The organism is Brasilonema octagenarum UFV-OR1, assembly GCF_963888615.1.
GTDB classification, from domain to species: domain Bacteria; phylum Cyanobacteriota; class Cyanobacteriia; order Cyanobacteriales; family Nostocaceae; genus Brasilonema; species Brasilonema sennae.
This window is the reverse complement of sequence record NZ_CAWPKW010000374.1, coordinates 1-24,838: the sequence shown is the minus strand read 5'-3', so window position 1 is coordinate 24,838 and position 24,838 is coordinate 1. Positions and strand designations below refer to the sequence as shown.

Here is a 24,838-nt window from a genome sequence, read left to right as displayed (position 1 = left end):
GACACTGGCGCAAAGTCTGCCGGGGGGATACTCCCCCCGGCGAGCTTTGCGCTAATAGGAAGTACACATGGTGAGAAAAGAACCGAAGAATTGCAACCTATAGGCAAGCAGGGCATAACACAAAACCCCTGACCTCGTTAGAGAAAAAGAAATCCCGCCGATAATTCGTCTTGTAAGCGGTAAGAGTAAGGGATTCTAACGGTTGAAGTGGTTCCATCTGACGGCACACAACAATCTCATCCGAGGAACGAATAAAAACGAATTAAAGGTCTTGGGGAAGGTCGAAAACCCAGGTAAGCCAGACGAGCGGCAGAATCCCTTTAATTCGGGTAGGACAGACCGTAATTGGTCCGAGGTGTTCAGAAAGTAGTCAGTAGGAGTAGAGCATGATTGGACACAGTAGAAATGCTAGTGAATCTTGGAGCAAATTACCGTGGAAGAAACTCCGACGCAGTTTGTTTCGCCTACAAGTTCGGCTATTCAAAGCAGTTAAAACAGGAGACATGCGGAAAGCCCGGTCTATCCAAAAACTGATTCTGAAATCTAAAGCAGCACGGCTACTGGCTATTCGACAAGTAACTCAGCTAAACGCTGGCAAAAAGACTGCGGGTATTGATGGGAAAGCGTCCTTAACTATTGAAGAACGCTTTGAACTTGAGAAACTTCTCAAAGTAAACTACCTTGATTGGCATCTCGCGCAAATTAAGACAAATCCCGATACCCAAGAAGGATGGCAAAACCAGAATTCTAAAAGTTCCCACTATTGCGGATAGAACATGGCAGTGCCTTGTGAAATACGCCTTAGAACCAGCACATGAAGCAACATTCCACGCCAAGAGCTACGGATTCAGGGCAGGACGTTCAGCGCAAGACGCACAAAAAGTACTGTTTCTCAACCTAAGCTCTCAAGCAAATGGGATAGAAAAACGAGTCATAGAACTCGACATAGAAAAATGCTTCGACAGGATAAGCCACAACGCCATAATGAATAATCTCATTGCCCCGCAAGGTATGAAGAAAGGTATCTTTCGCTGCCTTAAGGCTGGGATTAACCCAGAGTTTCCAGAACAGGGAACCCCACAGGGTGGTGTAGTAAGTCCACTTTTAGCCAACATCGCACTCAACGGAATCGAAAGTATCCATAGGTATCATGTGGATTCAAAAAGACGGATAACTCCACGTACGTCCCTAAGGGACATTGTGGAACCGTCTATAAGATACGCTGACGACATGGTTATAATACTCCGACCCGAAGACAACGCAGAAGAGATACTTGGAAGAATAAATCAGTTCCTTGCAGACAGAGGAATGAATGTCAGTGAAAAGAAGACCAAGATTACTGCATCGACAGATGGCTTTGACTTCCTCGGCTGGCACTTCAAAGTGCAAAGCAACGGAAAGTTTAGATGTGTCCCTTCCGTGGATAACTTCAAAGCATTCCACAGGAAGGTAAGAGCTATCGTCAACTGTTCTAACTATGGTTCCGAGGAAAAAGCTAAGAGATTAGCGCCCTTGGTTAGAGGATGGAGGAACTACCACCGATCTTGTAAGATGGACGGTTCTCGCAATTCGCTATACCACATCGAAACACGAGCATTTAAGGTATTCAACAAGGAAGCAAAGAATAACCGACACACTAGTAAGAAATTACTAGATAAGGCGTTCCCAGCAGTTCCTTACTCCGAAAACAAATTTGTCAATGTCCAGGGTGATAAATCACCTTTCGACGGAGACATCCCTTACTGGAGCGAGCGCAATAGCAAGCTCTACGACGGGGAAACCTCTAAAACCCTAAAGCGGCAAAACCATGCATGTGGATACTGTGGTATGAAAATACTCAGCGATGAACGGGTACATTTACACCACATCGACGACAATCACGACAACTGGAAGAAAAATAATCTTCTGGCAGTACATGAAAGCTGTCACGATTACCACCACATGAGCAAGGGGAAACCCTAGAACGTCAGAAGCCGGATGCACAGAAATGGGCACGTCCGGATTTAACTGAGAGGTGCGCAGGATAATACCCGCCATCGACTCAACCAAGTTCCGCATATTCGGAATTATCGGGACAGTTAATACAACTCCCACCATATACACCCGCTTGGGGGTGTACAACCACTTCTTTGAAATTGACCCCAATTTTATATTTGAGCCATGATACAAATCGATACAGAAATTTTCTTACCCGTTCTCCCCCATCCCCACCGCAAAGTAGATTTTATCTTAGTGGGGGCTGGTGGCACAGGAGGATACCTCGCAGAAGATGTTTGCCGTCTCATACTACAGCTACAGCAAAACGATAAAAAGGCTAACCTCACCATCATTGATGGAGATAGTGTCGAAACTAAAAATATTGCACGCCAAAATTACCAACCATCAGAGATAAGTTTGCCCAAAGCACAGTGTTTAGCCACGAGATGTAGTGCAAAATATGGGCTATAAGTCACAGCAATTTCAGATCGGTTCTCCCCCAACCATGTAGAAAAATACAGATGGAATACCCTCACGGTTATCATCGGCTGCGTAGACAATGCCGCCGCTAGGGCGCAAATTCACTCGTGTCTGGAATATAGCAAAAGCCGCGAGCAAGCTGATCTATTCTGGCTGGACTGCGGTAACACAAGCACTTCCGGACAAGTTCTATTAGGAACCCACCCTGACTTCGATATTGTAAGCGCTTCGGATAACGCAGACAATCCCTCTTTCTGGAAACATCTACCATCCCCAGCGCTGGTGCATCCCGAACTGCTAATTCCAAAACCTGAAGAGATCAGCAGTAATAAACTCTCATGTGCGGAACTTCAAATACTTAATTATCAAACTCTATTCATAAACCGCATGACATCAGCTATCGCATCTCAATACCTTCTAGAATTAACACTAGCAGGAAAAATAACCAAGTTTGCTAGCTACTTCAACCTAATGACTATGTCCTGTCGCAGCATTAAAACCACAATTACAAACCTTGGTAAATATCATCTTGTCTAAATAAAAACAACTACAAGAGTTAACACATATTTGTCCTGAAAAATACTCAGGACAGATTTTTATGATGAACAGATTCAATCCAAGTCTATTAGAAAAACTTGAGTGGGAAAACAAAAAAATTTCCAAAAACAACATACGCACAACACCAATTAGCCAAGGCGAAAAACTCGGCGGTGAGTTTCACCTCATCATGCAGCAGATTGGATTGGGACTGCCTGTAGAACTATTTTTAAAAGCATACCCTCAAATAGACAAGTGGGTAGAAGTAGCCAAACCATTTCTAGATATTCCCGGCAGCAAACAATGGAATACCGAGGCACAATATCTTTATAAATCACAGTTGCTATATGCTAACTATGATCTAATCATTTATCAAGAAAAACAGGTAATTGGACTAGATTGGACTATTCAAAAAACATCAAACTTTCAGTTACTAGAAAATTCATTTCACACCCAACTCAGATTATTCTTGCTCCATGAGAGAACCCAATTATCAGCATCAGAAATTAGTTTAGTGTATTTGTTCGTTAACACGGGTGATGTTTACCAATTTACCTATTCCAAAGAAAAACACCAAGCTTTCAAAGAAAGGTTAGAAGCCACACTTCTACCATTTCTAGCCGAAGTAGAAGATTTTCCGAAACAAACATCTTCATCCTGTACTTTAACTCCTCAAGAAGCACATGATAAATGGCTCGCAAAAGAAATATCAGCTGAAGAATATTTAGCAGCAATTCCCGAAGTTGAATTATGAACTCTCCCGAAATTAAAGTCAAAAAAGTTGAACTTACATCAGATGGTTGGACGCTTAATATCCTATCTCCAAGAGTCGCCACCATTACTAGTCCTACGGGAGTGAGGAAAACTACTTATTTTGGGTTTGACTCAAAAGAAAAAGCCGAAACCTTTCAATACTGGGTAACCCGTAAGGACAAATGCTCTAAGGCTATAGTTCGCTCAAGCGAACGACTTTCTACCTTGTGGGAAGTGAAAACTTGGGAGACTGAAGAATCTCTCATCGTTGAATGTGCGCTTAAGGATTTGAAAGAAAATGCAGCTATCACTTTTTAAAGTAACTTCACAACACACAACCTCTGACAGTTTCTGTACCTTCAATTTTAACACTTCTAACCCGAAGCAAGCCGCAAAAATGATGGTATCCTGAAGGGAGAAGTTGTGCAGAATTATCAAAGCTATTATTCGCCATTTTCCAGGTGTATTGATTCTCGCAAAATCGGACAGCTTGGAAGGATAGAGATTTGATAGTTTCCCCGCCGCAAGGGGAGTGCTGAACTCAGCTAATTCCTCTATCGCATGCTTATGTGTGTAGAATCGCGTGTAAAATCGGAGGTATTGTTGTTGGTAAAAAAGCGATGCCCAGAAGAAAGAAGCTTTCCGTTGAAGAACCGAACGAGCAACAGGAAGCGGCAGTAGAGATAGTACAAACCGAAGAACGTGCCTCTGTTCCTATCGAGAAGGAGAAAGCCGAACGTGATGAGCCTACGACCGAAGAAACGGGTGTAGTCCCTGTCGAAGCGGAGCTTATCACCGAAGGAGAAGATGCGCCGCTTTCCGGCGAAGAGAAGGAGCTTCTCCTACAACTAGAACGCCAGATAGAAGACTCCTTTTACGCTGCCGCTACGGCACTTCGAGCGATCAATGAAAAGCGTCTCTACCGAGAGAGCTACCGGACGTTTACAGAATATTGTGAGTCACGTTTCGGCTTCAAACGTCGTCAAGCATACCACTATATCGAGGCTGCAAATGTCACCGATACTCTTGCGAAAAGTGCACGAGCCGTGCACGTTCTTCCGACGACCGAGTACCAAATCCGTCCCCTCTCAACGATAAAAGACCCGGAAAAACAGGTTGAAGTATGGATGCGTGCGGTAGAGAAGGCAGGGGGACGAGCTCCAAGCCATGAGATCGTAAAGGAGGTGAAGCAGGAAATTCTAGGGAATGGTACGTCACCGAAACCTCCTTCAAACCCACTTCAGGAGGGAGACGTGTGCGTCATAAAGCGCTCAACAGATGCCCTTCTCTCGGATCGTGCGGGCTTCTGGGGGGTGGTGACGGAAGAGGCAGGGGAGACAGTCACCCTTGAGCTTTTCGACCGTACAGTCCCCAAGGTAGCCATTACTGATGTTGTGCCGCTCAAGCTTTCCAAGAAAGAGGAGAAGGAGAGAGCAGAGCTTCTTAGCCGTTTGAAAGCAATTTACGAAGGGGTCGGGGTCGGGGAGGATGCTCTTGTCCCCATTTTCCGGCATTTCGGTACCCTTACTGCGCGAGCGACCCTTACCCGGTTCGAGAAGAAGCTCTTGTCCTTCCTTGAGCGACAATTCAAAGACGCAAAGATGGAGACGGACGACGGGGATTCTCCACCTCAAGACGCTTCTGAATAAGCGCACTTCTTTGATGCACCTCTCGGATTTACTCACAGTCTACCCGTCCACAGAGGAATCACTTAATTTCATCTCCATCACACTACAGGTTTTACGAGAGGTTTTGTCATGGAAGACGTATCATTGGCAGTATTTTTGTTTGTCATCATTCTTACTTCCCTGTCATAGCTTATTACGCCGACAGTTCATTTCATACTAAAAATAAATATCATGACACCGCGTCACTCTCAAAACCGTGGAGTGACGATTAGACCTGTGGGGATTGTTTTTAGTGAAGATGAATGAGGATGAGAAAGAACGAGCTAATCTGGCCATACTCATAAGATGTGCGGTGAAGGGGTTGAGGTCGTCCCAGACGAAAGAAATTGCCAAACACCTTAATAAGTAGGTCAACCTAAAAAAACGTAAGATAGGGAGAAGACAGCAATAAAGTGATAACCGATGCCTGCGCCGCTAAGAATAACGCTGACCTGTGAAGAAGACCGTACACTCAAAGAACTCAGTTGTGCGCAACGAGTGCCTTCAAGAACTAAGCAAAGAGCGATTGCCTACGGCAGAGCTTCGCTTAACGCTTTAAGACTAAACGCTTACGGTTGGAATGTTCCAAAGATTGCGCAGTACTTAGATTGGGCAGAGCAAACAGTGCGGCAAACGATCAGTCGCTGGCACAAACATGGTTTGGGAGGACTGTGGGAAGCGCCCGGACGTGGAAGAACACGACGTTGGAACCAGGCCGATTGGCAGGCACTAGAGCAGTGGCTTGCAGAACCACGGCGATACAGTGCACGGCAGTTGAGCCAGAAACTAGCGAGTGAAAGACGAGTGGAACTGGGAGCCGAACAAGTCAGACGGGTATTAAAAAAAAAGGGTGGTACTGGAAACGGGTGCGTTACAGTCCGCCTGTAACCCGAAACCCAGAGTATCTCCAAGCCAAACGCTTGGATTGGGAATTACTCAAGCTTTGGGCACAATTAGGCGTTGTGTATTTGAAGTACCTGGATGAATCTGGTTGCTATTGTACTAGTCCCACAAGTTACAGCTACGGACGAAGGGGAGAACAAAAATGTATCCGGCAACCACGCCGACGGGGTAGGCGTGTCAACATCTTCGGTGTTTGGGAACCGAAGGTTCGTTTTGATTATGCCTTAATGGTTGGGACACTCAAGACACCAACCTATGTGCAACTAATGGACTGGCAGGCAGCAATTGCTAAACATCGCTTGCATAAAACAGGACAAATCACCGTCATCATTCACGATCCCGGCGTCTGTTCATAAAAGCCATCTTGCACGTCAGCACCATCAACGATGGCAACAGCAGGGTTTGTACATCTTTTTTCTGCCGCCTTACAGCCCTCAAATGAATCGTATTGAAGATGAATGGTTGCATCTCAAACGTGACGAGCTTGCATCTCGAGTTTTTGAGGATGAATATGAACTAGCGTTAAGCGTTTGCGTAGCGCCCCCTTAGGGGCTAGCTCTGCCGTAGGCAATCGCCATTATTGAGGGTATAGAAAATAGAGCCGTGCAAGGTCAGTATCAAGTTGAACGTTTTATGTTTAATTAGGTTGACCTACTTAGGCGGTATGAAGGAGTGAAGAACAAGAAGTATATAGAAGAATATTCATATGAATTGGAAGATGTTACTTAAATAATACTTGAAAATTTCACTCACTTTCAGAGTCGTTTGTAAATCCAGACGACTTTAGTTTTTTACCACAACATATGCAAATGCACAGGTTATTTGAACTAGTTCAAGAACCATAATTATGGCTAAAAATCCAATCAAACCAGATACAAAAGAAGAACAAAAAGAACAACCACAAACTGCAATTCCAGATAATCTCGAACAGAGAAAAACGTTAGTATCAAAATTTGCCAACTCTGAATATAACGCTCCCATCAGCAATATTTGCATCTGCCAGATAATCAATCACATGGAAGCAGAAAAGGTTGGCTTGTTCGTCAAAGACAAATACTTAGGAAACATTGATTGGCAAGGAGGCGAACCCACCCACAAGCACACCTTCTCCAGTGGTACTCCAGAAATGGGAATTCTCCTGCAATCACCCCGTATGCACATCCTCGATGTATCACCCCGGTATATCGAACAAAGGGACGATGGTGCAATTATCGGTATATACGAGTACGGCGACGGGTATGATATGTACCAAGCTTTGGGGAAAGAAAAAGTAGTACTGCGACGGTTCTACCTAATTAACCTAGTAGATGGAAACAATAAAAACCTCCACAACAAACCAATCGCTTTATCAATCAAAGGAGTAGCCTCTTCTAGATTTGGTGAGGCTTACAAACAATTCCAACGCGAACTGGAGGTAGCGTTCGCCAGGTTTGCAGACATACCCGTTGTTGAAAAATCCCAAGAATTCCACCGCCTTGGTATCTTTCAACCTACCTTCATACCATCACACGAACCCAAAGAAGCAACCAACCAACGCGACAAATCCTGGGTAGCAGTAGTTGACTCCTACAAATCTCCTAACCCTGATGGTAGCAATTTCCTCGAATTCTTCTGCGAAGACAAAGAAGTTGAATTCCAAACAATCATGCAGGCTAATCCTGAATTTAGCCACCGCATTGGTAAAACCTCCGCCGTCGTAGCTACACATCACCAGCTAGCAGGTGTAAATACTACCGAACTAGCTGCATTACCTCCCTCAACAATCGAAGAACTACCTTATTAAGTTCTAATTCTAAAAGGTGCTAGTTGACACACGAGCACCTTTACAATTCATGTCCAGGTAAAATACACTATGAAACTAACAACTACTCAATCTGTACTGACAGAACTCCTAGAAACAGCCAAAAACGGCATATCCACAAGACCAGTAGACCCTATACTCGGAAGTTTGCTAATCGAAGCCTCGGATGAAGGCAGACTTACCGTCATTGGTACTGACCTGAACGTCAGTATCAAAACTACAGCAATAACTAATATTATACAGGCAGGTGTAGTCGCCTTAAACGCCAAACTACTAACCGACACGGTTAACAATCTAGGAAGCGGCGAGCTGGATATTGAAGTAAGCGAACGCACCTGCGTTATCAGCCACAGTACGGGGAAATGTCGCATTGTAGGAAGAAATCCAGAAGATTTTCCAAGTATCCCAGAAACAGAAAACCCCACTGAAATCAGTATCCCTAGCAAAAAGCTACAAGCTGCCTTAGAAGCTTGTCTGTATTGCAGTAGCACAGACGAAACCAAACTTATCCTCACAGGCGTACATTTCCACTTACAAGGCGAAAATTGGAGTTGCGCTAGCACCGACGGACACCGCCTTGCGTTGGTATCCTCCAAGCTAGAGGGAAACTACTCGCCGATCTCATTCACAGTCCCTAGAAGAAGTCTCACCGAGTTGGGAAAAATCCTCTCGACAACAGCCGAAAATAGCAGTTGTACCCTCAAGGTTGGAAACAACACTATCCAGTTTATCTTGCCAAATGCTGAACTCACATCCAGGTTGTTAGAAGGAGAATTTCCCCAGATTAACCACCTTATTCCTAAAAGCTTTGCTAACGAACTCATGGTAGAACGCAAAGGAATGGAAATAATTCTTAAAAGAATCAGCCATTTCGCAGAGAAAAAACACAAAATTGTCAAAATTCTATGGGAAGTAAATGACCAACAGGCAACATTAATGACGGGTAATACTGATATTGGGGACGCGGTAGATTCTTTGCTTATCAAGACCCAAAACAGTATAGGAGAAAACATTGGTATTGGGCTAAACAGTGGCTATCTACAAGAAGCGCTCAAGCACATATCAACCGATGAAGTTATATTCAGATTTAACAAGCCCCTCCAACCAGTCATTATTTCTCCTTTAGGTGGATTGCTTGACCAACTAACACTCATTATGCCCGTAGAGGTGCAAGATTTCGATAAACCAGAAGGTCTTGCCAAATATAAAACTGACACTTCAAAACCTGAAAATGAAAATGAAACAGGAGCAGAAGGGGTGGATCAACTTCCAGAACGAGAAAAAGTATCCAATGAAACAACTAATGTCACAGACACACCGCCGTCTGATACACCTACCGCCAACAAATCAAAATCCCGCAAGCGCAAGCAAGAACTAAAACCAGAACCAAAATTAGAAACAGCAGCCGTATAAACCAAAAAGTATAGTCAGTCAGAAAACTGGCTATACACAAATTCATCTGTAAAATCAAACACTCTCAAATATGTACACACCACTGCATCTCAAATATCGCCCCCAGCAACTTTCACAAATAATTGGACAAGAACATATTGTACGCACTCTGGATAATGCAATCCTCTCAGGAGGAAGTCACTCCACGAACGCACTCAGCAAAATTGCCCCAGCCTATCTATTTACAGGTCCCAAGGGTACAGGTAAAACCAGTACAGCCCGCATTCTCGCCAAATCCCTCAACTGTCTATCGACAGAAGAACCAACAACCAAACCCTGCGGTGAGTGCAATTCTTGTCAGACTATTTCTCACTCCTCATCCCTTGATGTAACCGAACTCGACGCCGCCAGTCACTCAGGAGTAGATAACATCCGCGAGATAGTCTCTAACCTTCAACTTAAACCAATCGAGAGTAGGCGCAAAATTTTAATAGTAGATGAATGTCATGCCCTTTCTCACCAATCGTGGCAAGCATTACTCAAAACAGTAGAACAACCACCAACCCATGTTGTATTCATCTTCTGTACCACCGAGGTACACAAGGTTCCAGAAACTATCATCTCCCGCTGCCAAAAGTTTGACTTTAGAAGAGTTTCCCTCTCACTAGTTGTAGATTACCTGGAAAAAGTTGCCCACCAAGAAAGTATAAATATCACTCCTACAGCATTAACCGCCATCGCTAAAGCTTGCCACGGACACCTACGCGACTCACTCAAACTCCTAGACCAACTAACCTTACTAGGATTCGGGGAAATCACTCCCAACTGGGTATGGGAACTATCAGGTACTATTCCCGAACACGATTTAGTCACTTTCTGTGAAAATATTACCAAGGGAGAAATGACAGGCAATTTAGGCATTCTCCAAGATTGGATGAAATATGGCAAGCACCCAATCACCATCCACACTAGTCTTGTCAGCTTTCTAAAAGACCTACTTATCTGCAAAACCAACCCGAATGGCAGAAATCTCACTCTTCTAGAGGAGGACACCTGGAAGGAACTTACAACAATCTCCAAATCGTGGAGTATTAACCACATTCAGTCGGCGATCGCACTCCTAATGGCACGTCAAAATCTCATGCGAGATGAAGGCGCGCACCTATGGTTGCAAGCTACCCTTATCGAGATAGTTTCAACCACAAGCAGTCCCCAAGCTCAACCCTGGAAGAATTGGAAAACTGCCCAAGATGCCATTAATTGGGGGAAAGAACAACTACCCCATCTATCACAAGCGCAGTTGCAGGAACACTGGCAGAAGCTTACACCCATTAATGGAAAAAAGGCTCCAGCATGGGTACAACTAGTAGAAAAGCTTCAAACTGCGTAAAAATACTTTTCGCCTCAGAAAAATCAAACATCCACTTTCCCCAATTTTTGAGGGGAGATTTTTTCTGATAGAAGCAGATAATTAAGCCTTCTCGACGTAAAACACTTGGAGTGTTTTCGAGGGCGAATATCAGAGTAAACACTACATTATCGACATCAAAAATTTGGTATTTGTAATTCGTAAAGTTCAGAATTTATGAGTTATAACCATAGAAATTTTATTACCAAATTTGGTAATAAAATTATAGTTGATGAGGAAAAACTCGACATATTCTGGGAAGAGACCACTCTTATACCGAAGTGGCAACCTACAGTAAATATTTCGACCTACTCTAGCCTCAAAACTCTGGTAGTCGATATTGAAACAGCAGGAATCAACCCAAGAGAGAATCGCATCTATGCAATTGGCTGTATGAGTGAAATGGGGAAAGTCTCCATTTTTATGGATATCTCCGAAAGCAAAATCCTCATCTCGTTTCTTAAACACCTAGAAATAAGCAAACTAGACGTAATTTATACCTACAATGGGACTGAGTTTGACCTACCGTTTATTATCACCCGCTGCGAATTACATGGCATCGCTCATCCCTTTAGAATTGCATCTAGAACGCGCACTATCGGAACTGCCCAGGTACATGGTACACCACTAACTATCCGAGAAGTATTCATCCGAAACAGCCTGCATATAGATATCTATATCTGCGTTCTCAGATGGGATTTCGTCGCTAAGTCCCTTACCAACGGACGGTCACTCAAACAAGCCGTCCTGGAAATGGGATTACGCTCTCAAGCGAGACTTGTTCTCTCCTATGAGGAAATTCTAGTTTGCTGGAAAGCTGGTTGGGGTAGTGAGGGATGGCAGAAAATTAAGGAGTATCTTACTTACGACTTAGAAGATACCCAACTCATAGCGTCGAGGCTAGTACCCTCATATTACTACGAAGCGCTAGTTGTACCGGGAATGAACCTTCAACAACTAGCCCTCGCAGGTAATGGTACCAAGTGGGAGAGAATTTTCGAGCATCACTACCAAGGGATAAAACCTAAACCCGACCGCAAGTACAAATTCCAAGGGGGAATAGCGTATTCTGTTCCCGGACTGTATAAGAAAGTTGGATACATAGACATTAGTTCAATGTATCCCAATGCCATACTGTCTTTTGGGATTGTCTCTTGTAAGGATACAGATCGCATTGGGTTAAGCATTTTGCAATATTTAGTCAAAGAAAAATCAAGGCTGGAACAACTTGCTAAGACTGGAGATATTGTTGCCAAGGAAAAAAGAGAATCCACCAAAGTCCTAGCTAATTCTCAGTTTGGGTTCTTCGGCACATCTGAACTTGCCTTTAATGATATGGAAGCAGCAGCCCTGGTAACAGCTTATGGTCGGCGTATCCTACAGTTTATGATTGAGGTAATCAATCAAGCTGGCGCAGTCCCTATAGAAGTTGATACTGATGGTGTGTTTTTTACCCACCCTAATGTAGAAGAGGTGTACGCCATACTTCAATCTCAATTACCCAAAGGGATAATCGTCAAACTAGAATTTATTGCCGAAGCCATGTTTATTCCCGAAAGGGGAACTAAGAACTATCTCTTGTGGCTAAAAGATGGCAGGATTATCCGCAAAGGTAGTTGGAGAAGTCGCTCTCGCTCAAAACTAGAAAAAGAATTTCCTGTTGAATATTTAACCTATTTCATTCAAAATCAGCTACGCGCAGAGGAACATTACAAAAATGTCAAATCGCAGATCTCATCAAGAGACTACCCAAAAGATAAACTCGCCATCACTCGCAAAATTCGTGAAGGTGAAAAAGAACTTCTAAAACTAGGAAAACCTGGAGATATCGTCACCTACTATTACAGCATTCAAGGTGTAACAAATATAAAAAGTTCGCAGAACTATTCATCACAGTATTATCTCAATTTACTTGCCCAAAAACGACTAGAAATCTTGCAAATAGCAAACCCTCAAATGCTAGACAGTCGCAAACAATTGACCCTATTCTAACAATGGCTAAAAAATTATCACTACTCAACAAAAAACAACGCAAGTGGTTAGATAATTTCTTGAAAGACAAACCCCACGCCAGATTAACCAACGTCTATGATTTATTAGATGGCGACCGGGTTATTGAAGTTGAATGGTGGGAACATACCATACCTGTAGTTCTTGATAGCCATACTTTCATTCGAGGAAATATATCTTATAAGCTTAAAGTCAAATTGCGCAAGTTTGGCGATCCCAGAAAAACAGCAAACTTTTCCTATAAGATGACCCCAGCTCAAAAGCAAACCGTACCCTACAGACTCAAAGAACAACTATCACTTGAACTCCCACAAGCTTACTTGATACCCACTCCCCAAAATCCTGTGGTTGTCAAAACCAAGGAGGTTAAACAAAAAAGAAGTTACCGGGGAAAAGTTACGCATGTCACCCAACAAACTCTACCTCTATCAGGTATAACTGCCCAACTAAATGAGATAAATCTTAAAAGCAGTGGTGTACCTCTATCAGAACAAGAACTACTTCTAGAAACTACACCACACTTTGATTTAGATACTGGCAAGGAAATCAAACTTCCCACTGCTATCATCAAAATTCTTAATGAGAAAAAAGCAAGTTTTCAGGAGTGGGAGTCGGCTATTTCACTATATCAAGTAGCAGGTGCATCTGCTATATTACAATACCTCAATGAGTTAGATAACTGGCGCAATTATCACGGGAACCAATCAGTTAAACATCCTACAATCAGGGTAAGAAAGCAAACCGAAAATGAAAAAGTAAATTTCAAGGAGGTATAAGTAGCAAAATTTCCTGAATAAATAATGCAAAGAACCCTCGCCGACTGCCGCGAACTGTTAAACATCAATGCAGCCAAAAAAGTACGGTCATAAAACAAAAATATTCTGCTAGGTTAATAAATTTAGCAGTTATTTTTTAGAATCAAACCAAAGCTAAAAAAAGCTATTGTATAAAGTCTACAAGATTTATTTACCACCACTTACTGGCTAACGCAAGTATATATAAAAAAATCCAGCAATATACCCATGCCAGTAAAATTCATCTATGGGGAAGATACCCATTCAATTTCAAAAAGGGTAGAACAATTAATCAAATATTTTACTACCCAAGAGTGGGAAATATTCAACTACATCCGAGTTGATAACAAAACGTCAGCAATATCCCAAGCAATAATAGAAGTGATGACAATTCCTTTCGGAGAAGGAGGAAAGATTGTCCACATCACAGATGGAACGATATTAAACAAATGCCCGGATGAAATAATTTTATCATTCAAAGAAACTCTTCCCAAAATACCCAAACAAAACCTACTGTTAATTACTTCACAAAGCAAGCCTGATGGCAGAAGTAAAGCCGTCAAAGAACTACTTCAACACGCTGAGATTGAAGAATTTCCCCTCATCTCCAGTTGGGATAAAGAAGGGATAGAAAAACTCATTCAAGCTGCACTAAAAACCCACTTCTTAAAGCTTGCTCCCACCGCCATAAGCTATCTAGTAGAGGCAATTGGAAACAATACTGCAAGGCTCGATAGCGAACTCGCCAAGCTTGCTATCTACGCTCAAGGGGAAAAACTAGATATTGAGGATATCTCACACTTAGTTAGCAACAACAATACCAGTTGTACTGGACTTGCCCACGCCATCAAAAATAGTAAAGCTAATACAGCAGCACAAATACTTTATCGCCTGCTAGACAATAACGAACACGCTCTCAAGATAGTCGCTACTCTCATAAGTTACTTCCGCACTTGGCTAATTACCAAAGCTGGGGTAGAAGAAAAACTGAGCGACAACAAAATCTCAACACTCGCCTCACTCAACAATCCCAAAAGGCTGTACTTCCTCAAAAAAGAAGTTGAAACTGTAAGCGCCCTCAAACTTAAACAAACCCTCATAGCACTGATCCAACTTGAGGGCGAACTTAAGTCTGGCATTGACAACTTCACCCCTACCATCATTAAAATCTGCACCCTATGAACAACCTCTTTAACGAGATAGTCGCTCAGCATACCGCAAAACTTATCTTAAATAGCGCGATCGCCTCACAGAGGCAGCTCCTCCGAACCATCGCAAGCGGTAAAATTGCCTCTGCCTACTTATTTACCAGCACCGTCGAAGGAGTAGGTAAAACCAAAACCGCCCTTTTATTTGCCTCCTACATCTGTAGCACCACAGACATGCTGAAAGTACACCCGCAAGAGGAAAATTCCACTATCGGAGTAGAACAGGTACGGGAAATCATCACCTTTGTTTCAACTTCTCCTATTCAAAGCAATCACAAAGTAGTAATTATCCACGACTGCGACACCATTACACCCACCGCCGCCAACGCCCTACTCAAAACCTTAGAGGAACCAGGAAAAGGAATATTTATTCTTATCACATCCCAAGCCCAGAATATACTGCCTACCATCAAAAGTAGGTGTCAAATAGTACCATTTGCTCAACTACCTATTGACGAAGTAAAAACTATTCTGGAAAAACAGAAAATATTCTTACACCAAGACATACTCAAACTTTGTTCGGGCAGTCCAGGTCGCGCGATCGCATTCCACAATTTGTTAAATTCCATACCTGAAAGCATACTCGACCAACTGCAATTACCTCCCAAAAATGTAATTACAGCCCTGGATGTCAGTAATTGGACAAGTAAACAGGATAAATCAACTCAAGCTTTATTACTCACCTACTTACAAGCAAACTGGTGGGAAAAGACTAAAAGCACCGAGCTGCTTGCCAAATTTACAATAGCAAGAGAACAATTCCAATGTCACATATCAACTAGAAACGTGTGGGATAACCTGTTCATACCCTAAAAAATCATCGTTACATACCAACAAGCCGTCAGCTAATTTCTACTAGCTAGCGGCTTTTTCTATGGAGATTAAAATGCAACAACAAAGCCTATTTGATATTGAACAAACAATCAAAAATAGTAAATTAAAAGGAGAGAAAATACTAACTCCTAACCTTCAAAAGATGCTTAAGATTCTAGCCAGCATGGGGATGGATAGAAAGGTATTCGCTTGTTTGTTAGAACTAGCAGAGGTGGATGCACAATTAATTAAATATTTAGCTGGTCCCACAATCACTGGTGGGCGAGAATGGAGAGATACTATCCCCAGTTGGGTGTGGCAAGCAATTGTAATTGACAGATTAGATACAATCCTAGAGGAGGTAGATAAAGGGGAGATCGGGAAACTTGCTACTCCAAGCGAAGTACTTGCTGTAATGATGCCAATCACATTTGAGGTTCCACTGTCTTGGGAGTGGACCAACGTTTATCTTTATTGCAGTCATACTAGCCTTATCAAGCACCAACCATTCCCAAACTATAATTATGACAAACTGTGGGAAAGTATTGGTAGCACCCCTATCAATTACAAACAAATCCAGCATGATTATGAAAACATCGCCACCGATATCCGCACTCGTGTCATCAAGAGTGCAAGCAACGAATGGGGTAAGAAGCTTAAGCAAAAACCCTTAGAAAGTAATCAATCTACAGAGATAAATAATCCACAATTATCACTGTTTTAAACAACTATTACCTACTACCCAGTGACAGTTGTGCAACCATACATCAAGTATTATCAGGATTGGTTAAACCAACCTGATTTTTTCTTCTTCATCTACAATTTTGCAGCATCTTTTCTACCTCGTTCGTAAAAGGGTAACAGGTTAGAAAAAGCTTCTCGCAGGAGCCAATTTCTACCTTCCTGCCATTCCTCAACCCCAGAAGTAGTAATAAAATAACCAATCCTATAAACAGCAGCAACCAACAATGATTGAAAGGTAGTAGAGACGCGAGAATTAAATGGAATCGACATTATCTCGTCAAGGCGATTAGCATCATACCCGTGACCAACAAATACGTAATACACTATCCTGTGGACTAATTTTGATAAGAATACAGTGCGGTCAGTCCATTTTTCAATATAGGGTTTACATTGAAAATAACCATCTGGCAATAACCCAAGTTCAATATCAAATTCAGCCCTTTCAACATCATCCATACCTGACAAAAAATCTTCAATTTTATCATCTATATCGCTATTACCCATACCAAAACCACCCTCAGCTGCAATCTCAAGCGCAAGATAATGCAGCGCCAATCCCCACATAAGACTATCTGAGTCCTCAATTCCAGTTAGGGAAAAACAATCTGTTCCATTAAAATATTTTTTACCCATAGTTTGAAGGCTCTGATAAACTATCCTACGCGCAAAATATTGGTCAGCAGGATTAATAAACTTTCCCTTAAGCTCACCATCTACTAAATACATTGCAATTGCCACAAGAGCATAATAGGAAGCATCATGCAAGCAAGTCGGGTTGGGAGAAAGAAGGTCTACCAAACGAAGTGACATCACCTCATCCCAAGCACCAATCCTAACTGTGTTAGATACCTTCCTAAAATGTTCAACATCCGGACCACCATTTCTATCCCACCATTCAGAATTGTCTACAAGTAAAGGTGACGAGTAATCAGCACTCTCAATTCTTTGTTGATCTTCGTCATACTGCATCCACATCAGAGCGAGCATGACCAACTTACATTTGACAAATCTGGATTGAAGCGATCGCATTGAGTCTATTTCTAATTTAAATGTTTCCATAAAAAATTAATAAATCGATACATATATATTTCCCATATCTACAATTTTTATACCAATAAATAAACAAAATATCAGAAAAATTATGACTTGCTCCACACAGTTACAAACAACCACAAACTAACAAGTGCTAACGCAGTAGAAATGTAAAGTATTAAAAATTTCACAAATCCTATGAGCGACTATCTCAATCGTATTACAATCGTCGGACGCTGCGGTCAAAATCCGGACATTCGCTACTTTGAAAGTGGCTCGGTAAAAGCAAGTATTTCGGTTGCAGTTAGACCTCCCTACAAAAGTGAAACAGCATTATGGTTTGACCTCATCGCCTGGGGTTCAACAGCTGAGGTAATCGCAAATTACGTCAAAAAGGGAACCCAAATTTCCATATTAGGCGAGTTCGGATTTGATAGATGGACAGACAAAAACTCAGGTGCAATGCGCTCTAAACCCGTAGTAACTGTCCAAACAATCGAATTATTAGGTTCTCCTCGCAGTGAAGATAAATCCTCCTTACAGGAAGAACAAACCATAAGCCTAGCTAACGCCAATTTCTAAGGACAGTCTCGTGCCTTGAGTTGTCCCGCGTTGAGAAAACTATCTGGTAAAAATGTCTGTGCAAAAAAATAGTCCTCAGCCCAAAGTAACTGGTTGGGGAGTAGTCAATTAGTGAAAAAACTACAATACCATGATTGAAACCAATACAACAGTAGTCATCAAAAGCGTTAATGAAACCCACGACAAAGAGGGTAGCTTAATCACCTACGGAATAGCTGAATTTAGCTATCGGGGTAAAGATGGCGTGGTAATAGATGAAATCTCCTACCGTGCTAAAGGAACTCCAGCCGTAGATATCAAAGGGAGTGGCGAATACCCTCAAGGTGTAGCTACCGGATACATCAATTTACAAGTCAACGAACGGGAAGGTTACAAAGAAAAAGTTGCTACCCTCGTCATTAGAGGATTCATTTCAACTGGGAAAACACTTCCTCAATTAGCACAATTTGGAGCTACAAAAGAAGAAACTCCCGACTTCGCACAAGAATTACTCGAAGAAAACATCAACAGCGATAGTAACGAAGAATTAAGCGACATCCCATTCTAACAGTCAGTTTTTGGAATCATGTCAGTGTGAGTCAGTCTAGACAGTCATACTGACATTATTTTTTTATTTTTTCGGAATCAGAGTTTGATAGAATCGCAACAGTTAAGTATAAAACACCCTTAAAAAATGACAAGTCAAACTAAAATAATCGCTGCATTCAACCAGTCAGGGGGTGCGGGGAAAACGACAACTATACACAATCTGGGGTATCATCTCGCCCAAAAACACCAAGTTCTGCTTGTCGATATGGACCCACAAGCAAGCCTAACAACCTTCATGGGAATCGAACCAAAAGAGCTAAAAGACGAGCAGACAATATATACTGCAATCACCGAACGCGCACCCCTAAATATTTGGCACGAACCTATCCACAAGATGCATATTGTACCTAGCAATAATGCTTTAGTTGGAGCTGAACTTGAACTAGGGCGCGATATCACAACCGACGGTCGCCAAAAACTAAAACTAGTACTCGAACCAATAGCCAATCAATACGATTACATCTTAATCGATTGTCCTCCCTCGCTGGGCTATTTAAGCATTATGAGCGTACTTGCAGCTACCCATCTACTCATCCCAGTCCAAACAGAATATAAATGCTACGCAGCTACAGAACAACTACTAACAACAATTGCCCGTCTCAAAAAAGGAGGACACAAAGACTTACAAATCGCAGCTTTTATCCCAACCCAGCACAACCAACGCACCCTTCAACAATCAGGTATACTCGAAGCTATCAAAAACCAAATTGGGGGGCGCGTCCACATAACTACTCCTATTCCCAAATCGATAGACTTCCCTAGTGCATCACAAGCACACCTTCCACTTGCTCTGTGGAAAAAAAATCACCCTGCAGTTAGTATCTTAGAAGAAATCGCAAATTATCTCAAAAAACTAGAAATATGACTATCAAGAAAGTTGAACTCAAAGAGTATGACAAAAATGCACTCGATGATTTATTGGGTAGTAGTGCAACCCAAGAAGAATCAACCAAGAAAAACACTACTACCCTACCAATAGATTCAATCATCCTCCCTCCATCCCAACCAAGACGCTACTTTGATACTGAAGCACTACAATCACTGGCAAACGATATCAAAGCTCAGGGACTTCTTGCACCTATCGCAGTCAGATATACATCAGGCAACACTTACGAACTCATGGCTGGCGAGCGTCGCCTCCGTGCTTGCAAAATTGCAGGATTAGAAGAAATAGCCGTCAATATCATTGACTGCGATGAGAAAACAGCCACCCGCATCCGCCTCGCAGAAAACCTACAAAGAGAAGACCTCAACGCCTATGAAGAAACTATCGGCATTCTGGAATTACTCGCTCTGGAGCTAGATCTTAATCAAGATACGGTAATCTCACTACTATACGAGATGAATAATGAAACTAAGGGAAATTCTAACCATAACGTTATGGTTAGCGACGATGCACTGACTTTACAAGACATTTTTTCCAAGTTAAGCAAAATCACCTGGCAATCATTTGTAGCTAACCGCCTACCCCTACTCAAACTACCCGGTGACATTCAGTCAGTACTGGCGAAAGGCGAACTGGAGTACACTAAAGCAACAACCATTTCCAAAATAAAGGATTTAGAGCAACGACAAGAGGTATTAAAACAGGCAATAGAGGAAAAGCTATCTCTATCACAGATAAAAAAGATAGTGGGGGATACCCTAAAAGCTAGCAAACAAGAGAAACAAGAAACGCCTACAAGAGAATTAGCAACACGAGTAGGAAAAATATCATCGCTGCTCAGGAAAGACAAAACTCTGAATGAAGATAAAAAAAGACTGAATAAAGTTAATAAACTAATAGAACAGCTTATGGAATTACTTAAACTTCAAGAAGAGATAGAAACAGCAGAAGAAACTCTAGAAAACTGATTAGAGGAAACTATAAAGCTTCCAGAGAGTCAGCACATTTCTATAGAAATCTCACTGAAATTATCATCGCAGCACTCAACTAGTAGTACTGCGATTCTCTTTAAAGAACTTTTTATTTGCAATAATCCAGTTTGAAACAATGCTCTAAAAAGTAGGCTTGAGTAAAAGGATGAGCATTCGTTAGGCGTACATCCAAAACTACATTAACTAACCCGTAAGGACGAATATCATCTGGGGCGTACAAAACCCTAGATAAACTATGTCCTAATCGAGAAAGAATATCTTCGTAGTTCTTGATATAAGCTATGTCAGAAGGTAGGGTGTAGACAACATATCCCAAACAACAACCTATATCCCACGGCTTACCTGTTTCATAAATAGGACATAAGAAAGACTCAATTGTAATAAAAGAACGCTGTAGATGAGAACGAATTAACCCACAAGTTGCATTAACTAGTACCTGGGGGACAACCAAATCATCAGAATTATAGTAGTTGTACATCTGCATAGTTCTAGGCGAAAGATGCAACTACTTCTGGTCGAGATTGATGATGACAACCCATATCTAAAAGTAGGGTAGTTTTGGCAAACCACTCGTAAAATTCATGGATGACTTCATCAGGTAAATATTTTGATAACCAACCAAACAAAACCTCATGGAAAATAACTATTCTAGAGGATAAATTATCTCCACAGTTCGTATATCGCTTTGGACAGAAAACTACAAACAAAGTTTGCAATGCCAAGTCATTCCTGCACAACTTATCATTTGGAAACAAGACACGCAGGATATCAAGCGTCATCCATTCCAAACCTTCCAAAGTTACCAATAAACCACATAGTAAATTTCTGTAGTAAAGGGTTTTTACTTCATACGGTCGAAAAGCTTGACCCTCCCAACCCTCTAGAACCCTACAACCAGATCGATTTAAGCTGGCATAACCGTAGTCTAACTCTTGTTTTGCAGTCAACATAATAGATGCGTATTTCTTTATTTGAAAAGTGTAAGCAATCAAGTTTTTATCTTCCCTTACGTACCGAACAATTTACAACAAATCAGTGTTTGATAATTACATACAACTCAACTTGGAGAACATCACAAAACTATCATTTAGCAAAATAAAATTAATTAGACTATCAGTTCAGTACCCGTCCTGAATGCACCGTCCACTATCAGATTTTTCTGCTCTCAAACAAGCCACAATAGTCAAAAGGGCTGATAGTTGGTACGTCTGCGTCTCCATAAAAACTAATGCAACGCCAGACAGTTTAACTGATAAACTGTCTGGCGTTGCGATAACGTATGCCTACGGCACGGCTCTTGCGTAGAGCGCACAGTACTCTACATCCACGCTTATACAGGCTAAATTTTATCGCTCATCGTGAGAAACTCCTTGGGGACAGGACGGGGAGCATAGTTTGGAACAAGCCTCGTGGAAGTATTAGCCTTCACCTCAATATCAGTAACTGAGTCAGGTTTAACCGTAGGAGCATCAAACAAAGATTGAGAGCGCTCATAATTAGTCACCCTATCAAATTCCAATACCATATGCTCGTGCAAAGCAACTACATCTGTCATGCGATTGCCCAGGCTACTGGCTATATCTGGAATCACAATATCGCCGTGCCAAGATATTGGAATACCCTCTTTCTCAAAATAAGCATCAATCTCAGGGCGAATGTAATCAGCTGTACCCCCACAAAATACCAACTCGCACACATCATCCTCCCTCCGGGAGCGCAACCACCTTGCCATCGCTCGCCAGTACTCATCTCTAACAAGCAATAGAGCCTTAGACATAGACTCCCCATCAGCCTTTATCTCATCAGGTTTACGCTTGCGAGAAAGTTTCTGCAACACTTGGGAGTCACAACTTGCACCCGCCTCAACCAAAACCTCGACAATACTAGTATTATCAGGACTGAGTCCTGATGTTTTGGAAACAAAATTGTTGACAAGCCAAGACATCCCCAAGTCGCTAGTAATTCCCCGACTGGGAACACCACTCCGAACAATAAAAGCGCTCGCATTGCGATAACCCACCATCACAAACATTGAGGTAGGTATAGCACCACCACTAGTACGTCTGCGATGGAAAAATACACCACTTCCCTCAGACGCCACATTGTAGTAAGTCATCCTCACCCGCATCCTACCCGCTGGAGTTTCAAATCCTCTAAATACTTCCTTCAATCGAGTTTCCAACTGAACCTTGTCTTGAGTCTCCCCCGGCGGCAGCAAAATATTCAAATAAACAGAAACATCATTCTCCAATCCCAACTTTTCCTTAGCCAACCAAATCGCCCCACATACCTTGGGTACTGCCAGCTCATACTTTAGTTCTTTCAGTTGCGATATTCCCCGAAACTGATGACGAGCAAGCGCACCCAACACATAATACTCTCCACCTACACCTACCCAAGCACGAGATTCGGGTATGCCCTCAGTATCTATTCCCTCAACCGATGCCCTCGCCACATCAGCAACCTCCGAGTCCATCAGCAAAACTTGCGGCTTACCCTCTGGATATTCCTGCACAATAGCCTTAGTTTTGCTCCCACCCATATCCAAGGTTAAAACAATTTTCCTAGATTGAGCTTTACCACTAGTTTTAGCCATATCTTTTTTATATATAAATGATTTTCAACCAATCTAACCTACTCTTAAATAAGAGTGAATTAGTTTACAAGAATTTCAAAAACCCTAGTTTTTCTTAAGACAGTTCTCTCAAAGAAGTGGTATAGGTTGAAGCAGATTTAGAGTAACCCCAGCAACAAGATATCATTTGGCAATCGGCAAATTGTTTCAAATACTTGAAAACTCCAAACTAAACCCTGCATCCCCCTCAATCATTCCTGACGGTATCACATCCTCATCTGAATCAAAAAAGTCATCTTCTCCATCCAATTCCTCTTTTTGCGATGGTTCCTCAGAAGAAGCAACAGACTTTTGGGGAATATGCCCATTACTATTAACTATGACCTGTTCTTGAGACACAACAGAGGAAGACATAATTTGGGGAGAAGATTGGCCCACCACCATCGGTGTAATGAGCACCAACTGCGATATCCCCTCCAATCCACACACGCGCTTAATCATTTGAATCTGACTCTCCAATACCCCAATTGCCCACAAAGCAACCTTCCTCAATTCCTCTCCACCTATCCCCACCGAATGCATCGCCAAGGGTAACCAAAATGCCTTGAGGGTATATACCACTGTCTCTACCAACCCCATCTCCATCGGGTTAGATACCAAATACTTAAACATCTTCCCCGTCACCGTATTCACACTCCGCTTTATCTGCGGTATCACCTCAAACTCTGTCTGACTCATCCCTAATATCCAAACCTCACTAACTATTAATTGAAGATTGAATTCTCAACTATTCTCCTACTCCACCTCCCACGCAAAATACCAGCCCAAACCGCAACGTAGTTGAAAAATAAAATTGTTTTCGACTAACAATAAATTGCCTACAACCCACAAAATATTTCGCAGATAAACAAAGGCGCGTGAATTGAACACCTTATTCCTACCGACAAATGAGAATTTAACAGTAATGATGATGTACTTTGCTATACCATAACAGGCTACGGAGAAAATGTCATCTCCAACTATCCCTTACTGTCCCTATAGCAATCCCTTACCTACTACTGATATCCTTAGTATAAAAGTACTATAAAAAGATAAGGATAGTTAAGCCTACTGCTGCTATACTCTCGCATAACAGCAGTATGTCCCCTTACAAACCACAAACCTTCCAAAGTGTGCACTTATACCACAAGACAAGGTATGTTTAGATACGGTATGTATTGCAAAACTTCATTCAGTATCCGATGAGGGTTTAATGGTGCATCTAAAAAATTTTGGGCGGGTGAAAGTATTTTGCAAAATCTTGCCTTCGGCACACTACAAAGAACAAATATACCAACCCTTCTAGACCCCTCGTCACCCCCTTCGGGGAATTCAAAGTTCAAAATTCAAAATTCAAAATTAAGAACCTCATAACGTAAGTTGGGGGCTTGAAACAAGGACGCCGTTTTCCGCACTTCGTGCCGCTCCGAAGTGCGCGCTGCGCGTCTCGGAAAACATTTTTTACACTCTCCATACCATAAGGAGCGGGGCTTGCATCCTTTTTCTTTTTTTTTGAACTTTGAATTTTGAATTTTGAATTTGAGCGAAGCGAGGGTCACCCCGTCAGGTGGATAGCGCTACAAGACAGCATTTTAACAATTTATGCCCCGACTCTAAAAACAGCAACGTCCAAAGTGGAGCGCAAGTAGTTTTTGTC

The 24,838-nt window shown here is 42.1% G+C and carries 24 protein-coding genes and 1 pseudogene; 20 read left to right on the top strand and 5 right to left on the bottom strand.

Annotated elements, in window-relative coordinates:
* Positions 1-386 precede the first annotated feature (386 nt).
* From AC5590_RS33420 to AC5590_RS33345, 16 genes and pseudogenes are all read left to right on the top strand, one after another.
* Positions 387-1,962: pseudogene (locus AC5590_RS33420) on the top strand (group II intron reverse transcriptase/maturase).
* A gap of 198 nt (positions 1,963-2,160) precedes the next feature.
* Entirely contained in the window at positions 2,161-2,448 is a 288-nt protein-coding gene (locus AC5590_RS33415; RefSeq protein ID WP_246163620.1) for a ThiF family adenylyltransferase, read from the top strand.
* Positions 2,449-3,055: 607 nt separating this feature from the next.
* Positions 3,056-3,748 (top strand): hypothetical protein, encoded by a 693-nt coding sequence (locus AC5590_RS33410; protein WP_246163623.1) that lies wholly within the window; start codon positions 3,056-3,058, stop codon positions 3,746-3,748.
* On the top strand, positions 3,745-4,065 hold the full coding sequence (locus AC5590_RS33405) for a hypothetical protein (protein ID WP_169267519.1): 321 nt from the start codon (positions 3,745-3,747) through the stop codon (positions 4,063-4,065). Before AC5590_RS33410 ends, AC5590_RS33405 begins: the two co-directional genes overlap by 4 nt.
* 302 nt (positions 4,066-4,367) lie before the next feature.
* On the top strand, positions 4,368-5,396 hold the full coding sequence (locus AC5590_RS33400; RefSeq protein ID WP_169267518.1) for a hypothetical protein: 1,029 nt from the start codon (positions 4,368-4,370) through the stop codon (positions 5,394-5,396).
* Positions 5,397-5,837: 441 nt separating this feature from the next.
* On the top strand, positions 5,838-6,302 hold the full coding sequence (locus AC5590_RS33395) for a helix-turn-helix domain-containing protein (RefSeq protein WP_169264871.1): 465 nt from the start codon (positions 5,838-5,840) through the stop codon (positions 6,300-6,302).
* Positions 6,281-6,673 carry a hypothetical protein gene (locus tag AC5590_RS33390; RefSeq protein WP_169264872.1) on the top strand — a complete coding sequence of 131 codons (393 nt, stop codon included), beginning with the start codon at positions 6,281-6,283 and terminating at the stop codon, positions 6,671-6,673. Before AC5590_RS33395 ends, AC5590_RS33390 begins: the two co-directional genes overlap by 22 nt.
* Complete coding sequence (locus AC5590_RS33385) at positions 6,603-6,866, top strand: transposase (RefSeq protein ID WP_169264873.1); 264 nt, start codon at positions 6,603-6,605, stop codon at positions 6,864-6,866. Before AC5590_RS33390 ends, AC5590_RS33385 begins: the two co-directional genes overlap by 71 nt.
* A gap of 298 nt (positions 6,867-7,164) precedes the next feature.
* The gene (locus tag AC5590_RS33380) at positions 7,165-8,100 is read left to right on the top strand and encodes a DUF5895 domain-containing protein (protein ID WP_246163625.1); all 936 of its coding nucleotides are present in this window, start codon (positions 7,165-7,167) and stop codon (positions 8,098-8,100) included.
* A 69-nt stretch (positions 8,101-8,169) separates the two neighbouring features.
* A complete protein-coding gene (gene dnaN / locus AC5590_RS33375) occupies positions 8,170-9,531 on the top strand; it encodes a DNA polymerase III subunit beta (protein WP_169267516.1) in 1,362 nt (453 codons plus the stop codon).
* Between the two features lie 70 nt (positions 9,532-9,601).
* A complete protein-coding gene (gene dnaX / locus AC5590_RS33370) occupies positions 9,602-10,900 on the top strand; it encodes a DNA polymerase III subunit gamma/tau (protein ID WP_169267515.1) in 1,299 nt (432 codons plus the stop codon).
* 195 nt (positions 10,901-11,095) lie between these two features.
* Positions 11,096-12,910: a 3'-5' exonuclease gene (locus tag AC5590_RS33365; protein ID WP_169267514.1), complete on the top strand. Its 1,815-nt coding sequence runs from the start codon at positions 11,096-11,098 to the stop codon at positions 12,908-12,910.
* 2 nt (positions 12,911-12,912) lie between these two features.
* Positions 12,913-13,704: a hypothetical protein gene (locus tag AC5590_RS33360; protein ID WP_169267513.1), complete on the top strand. Its 792-nt coding sequence runs from the start codon at positions 12,913-12,915 to the stop codon at positions 13,702-13,704.
* Positions 13,705-13,950: 246 nt separating this feature from the next.
* Entirely contained in the window at positions 13,951-14,904 is a 954-nt protein-coding gene (gene holA, locus AC5590_RS33355) for a DNA polymerase III subunit delta (protein WP_169267512.1), read from the top strand.
* Positions 14,901-15,743: a DNA polymerase III delta subunit-related protein gene (locus AC5590_RS33350; RefSeq protein ID WP_169267511.1), complete on the top strand. Its 843-nt coding sequence runs from the start codon at positions 14,901-14,903 to the stop codon at positions 15,741-15,743. The genes holA and AC5590_RS33350 overlap by 4 nt, the downstream gene beginning before the upstream one ends.
* A gap of 73 nt (positions 15,744-15,816) precedes the next feature.
* A complete protein-coding gene (locus AC5590_RS33345) occupies positions 15,817-16,467 on the top strand; it encodes a hypothetical protein (RefSeq protein WP_169267510.1) in 651 nt (216 codons plus the stop codon).
* 92 nt (positions 16,468-16,559) lie between these two features.
* On the opposite strand, the gene AC5590_RS33340 is transcribed toward AC5590_RS33345, so the two are convergent.
* Complete coding sequence (locus AC5590_RS33340; protein WP_169267509.1) at positions 16,560-17,546, bottom strand: hypothetical protein; 987 nt, start codon at positions 17,544-17,546, stop codon at positions 16,560-16,562.
* 171 nt (positions 17,547-17,717) lie between these two features.
* Between AC5590_RS33340 and ssb the strand changes: the two genes are divergently transcribed.
* The 4 genes from ssb to AC5590_RS33320 all read left to right on the top strand — a co-directional run bounded on the left by ssb (position 17,718) and on the right by AC5590_RS33320 (position 20,543).
* Positions 17,718-18,101, top strand: coding sequence for a single-stranded DNA-binding protein (ssb, locus tag AC5590_RS33335; protein ID WP_169267508.1), 384 nt, complete (start codon positions 17,718-17,720; stop codon positions 18,099-18,101).
* A gap of 130 nt (positions 18,102-18,231) precedes the next feature.
* Positions 18,232-18,648: a hypothetical protein gene (locus tag AC5590_RS33330; RefSeq protein WP_169267507.1), complete on the top strand. Its 417-nt coding sequence runs from the start codon at positions 18,232-18,234 to the stop codon at positions 18,646-18,648.
* Between the two features lie 126 nt (positions 18,649-18,774).
* A complete protein-coding gene (locus AC5590_RS33325) occupies positions 18,775-19,554 on the top strand; it encodes a ParA family protein (protein ID WP_169267506.1) in 780 nt (259 codons plus the stop codon).
* On the top strand, positions 19,551-20,543 hold the full coding sequence (locus tag AC5590_RS33320) for a ParB/RepB/Spo0J family partition protein (protein ID WP_169267505.1): 993 nt from the start codon (positions 19,551-19,553) through the stop codon (positions 20,541-20,543). The genes AC5590_RS33325 and AC5590_RS33320 overlap by 4 nt, the downstream gene beginning before the upstream one ends.
* 112 nt (positions 20,544-20,655) lie before the next feature.
* On the opposite strand, the gene AC5590_RS33315 is transcribed toward AC5590_RS33320, so the two are convergent.
* The 4 genes from AC5590_RS33315 to AC5590_RS33300 all read right to left on the bottom strand — a co-directional run bounded on the left by AC5590_RS33315 (position 20,656) and on the right by AC5590_RS33300 (position 23,880).
* Positions 20,656-21,045, bottom strand: coding sequence for a hypothetical protein (locus AC5590_RS33315; RefSeq protein WP_216670069.1), 390 nt, complete (start codon positions 21,043-21,045; stop codon positions 20,656-20,658).
* A gap of 10 nt (positions 21,046-21,055) precedes the next feature.
* Entirely contained in the window at positions 21,056-21,517 is a 462-nt protein-coding gene (locus AC5590_RS33310) for a hypothetical protein (protein ID WP_169267503.1), read from the bottom strand.
* Between the two features lie 389 nt (positions 21,518-21,906).
* Positions 21,907-23,163 carry a ParM/StbA family protein gene (locus AC5590_RS33305; RefSeq protein WP_169267502.1) on the bottom strand — a complete coding sequence of 419 codons (1,257 nt, stop codon included), beginning with the start codon at positions 23,161-23,163 and terminating at the stop codon, positions 21,907-21,909.
* A 186-nt stretch (positions 23,164-23,349) separates the two neighbouring features.
* On the bottom strand, positions 23,350-23,880 hold the full coding sequence (locus AC5590_RS33300; protein WP_169267501.1) for a hypothetical protein: 531 nt from the start codon (positions 23,878-23,880) through the stop codon (positions 23,350-23,352).
* Between the last annotated feature and the right edge of the window lie 958 nt (positions 23,881-24,838).

Excerpts from the sequence above, each read along its gene's own strand:
- AC5590_RS33415 (WP_246163620.1), top strand. The coding sequence starts at position 2,161 with ATGATACAAATCGATACAGAAATTTTCTTACCCGTTCTCCCCCATCCC.
- AC5590_RS33410 (WP_246163623.1), top strand. The coding sequence starts at position 3,056 with ATGATGAACAGATTCAATCCAAGTCTATTAGAAAAACTTGAGTGGGAA.
- AC5590_RS33405 (WP_169267519.1), top strand. The coding sequence starts at position 3,745 with ATGAACTCTCCCGAAATTAAAGTCAAAAAAGTTGAACTTACATCAGAT.
- AC5590_RS33400 (WP_169267518.1), top strand. The coding sequence starts at position 4,368 with ATGCCCAGAAGAAAGAAGCTTTCCGTTGAAGAACCGAACGAGCAACAG.
- AC5590_RS33395 (WP_169264871.1), top strand. The coding sequence starts at position 5,838 with ATGCCTGCGCCGCTAAGAATAACGCTGACCTGTGAAGAAGACCGTACA.
- AC5590_RS33380 (WP_246163625.1), top strand. The coding sequence starts at position 7,165 with ATGGCTAAAAATCCAATCAAACCAGATACAAAAGAAGAACAAAAAGAA.
- dnaN (WP_169267516.1), top strand. The coding sequence starts at position 8,170 with ATGAAACTAACAACTACTCAATCTGTACTGACAGAACTCCTAGAAACA.
- dnaX (WP_169267515.1), top strand. The coding sequence starts at position 9,602 with ATGTACACACCACTGCATCTCAAATATCGCCCCCAGCAACTTTCACAA.
- AC5590_RS33365 (WP_169267514.1), top strand. The coding sequence starts at position 11,096 with ATGAGTTATAACCATAGAAATTTTATTACCAAATTTGGTAATAAAATT.
- AC5590_RS33360 (WP_169267513.1), top strand. The coding sequence starts at position 12,913 with ATGGCTAAAAAATTATCACTACTCAACAAAAAACAACGCAAGTGGTTA.
- holA (WP_169267512.1), top strand. The coding sequence starts at position 13,951 with ATGCCAGTAAAATTCATCTATGGGGAAGATACCCATTCAATTTCAAAA.
- AC5590_RS33350 (WP_169267511.1), top strand. The coding sequence starts at position 14,901 with ATGAACAACCTCTTTAACGAGATAGTCGCTCAGCATACCGCAAAACTT.
- AC5590_RS33345 (WP_169267510.1), top strand. The coding sequence starts at position 15,817 with ATGCAACAACAAAGCCTATTTGATATTGAACAAACAATCAAAAATAGT.
- AC5590_RS33340 (WP_169267509.1), bottom strand. The coding sequence starts at position 17,546 with ATGGAAACATTTAAATTAGAAATAGACTCAATGCGATCGCTTCAATCC.
- ssb (WP_169267508.1), top strand. The coding sequence starts at position 17,718 with ATGAGCGACTATCTCAATCGTATTACAATCGTCGGACGCTGCGGTCAA.
- AC5590_RS33330 (WP_169267507.1), top strand. The coding sequence starts at position 18,232 with ATGATTGAAACCAATACAACAGTAGTCATCAAAAGCGTTAATGAAACC.
- AC5590_RS33325 (WP_169267506.1), top strand. The coding sequence starts at position 18,775 with ATGACAAGTCAAACTAAAATAATCGCTGCATTCAACCAGTCAGGGGGT.
- AC5590_RS33320 (WP_169267505.1), top strand. The coding sequence starts at position 19,551 with ATGACTATCAAGAAAGTTGAACTCAAAGAGTATGACAAAAATGCACTC.
- AC5590_RS33315 (WP_216670069.1), bottom strand. The coding sequence starts at position 21,045 with ATGTACAACTACTATAATTCTGATGATTTGGTTGTCCCCCAGGTACTA.
- AC5590_RS33310 (WP_169267503.1), bottom strand. The coding sequence starts at position 21,517 with ATGTTGACTGCAAAACAAGAGTTAGACTACGGTTATGCCAGCTTAAAT.
- AC5590_RS33305 (WP_169267502.1), bottom strand. The coding sequence starts at position 23,163 with ATGGCTAAAACTAGTGGTAAAGCTCAATCTAGGAAAATTGTTTTAACC.
- AC5590_RS33300 (WP_169267501.1), bottom strand. The coding sequence starts at position 23,880 with ATGAGTCAGACAGAGTTTGAGGTGATACCGCAGATAAAGCGGAGTGTG.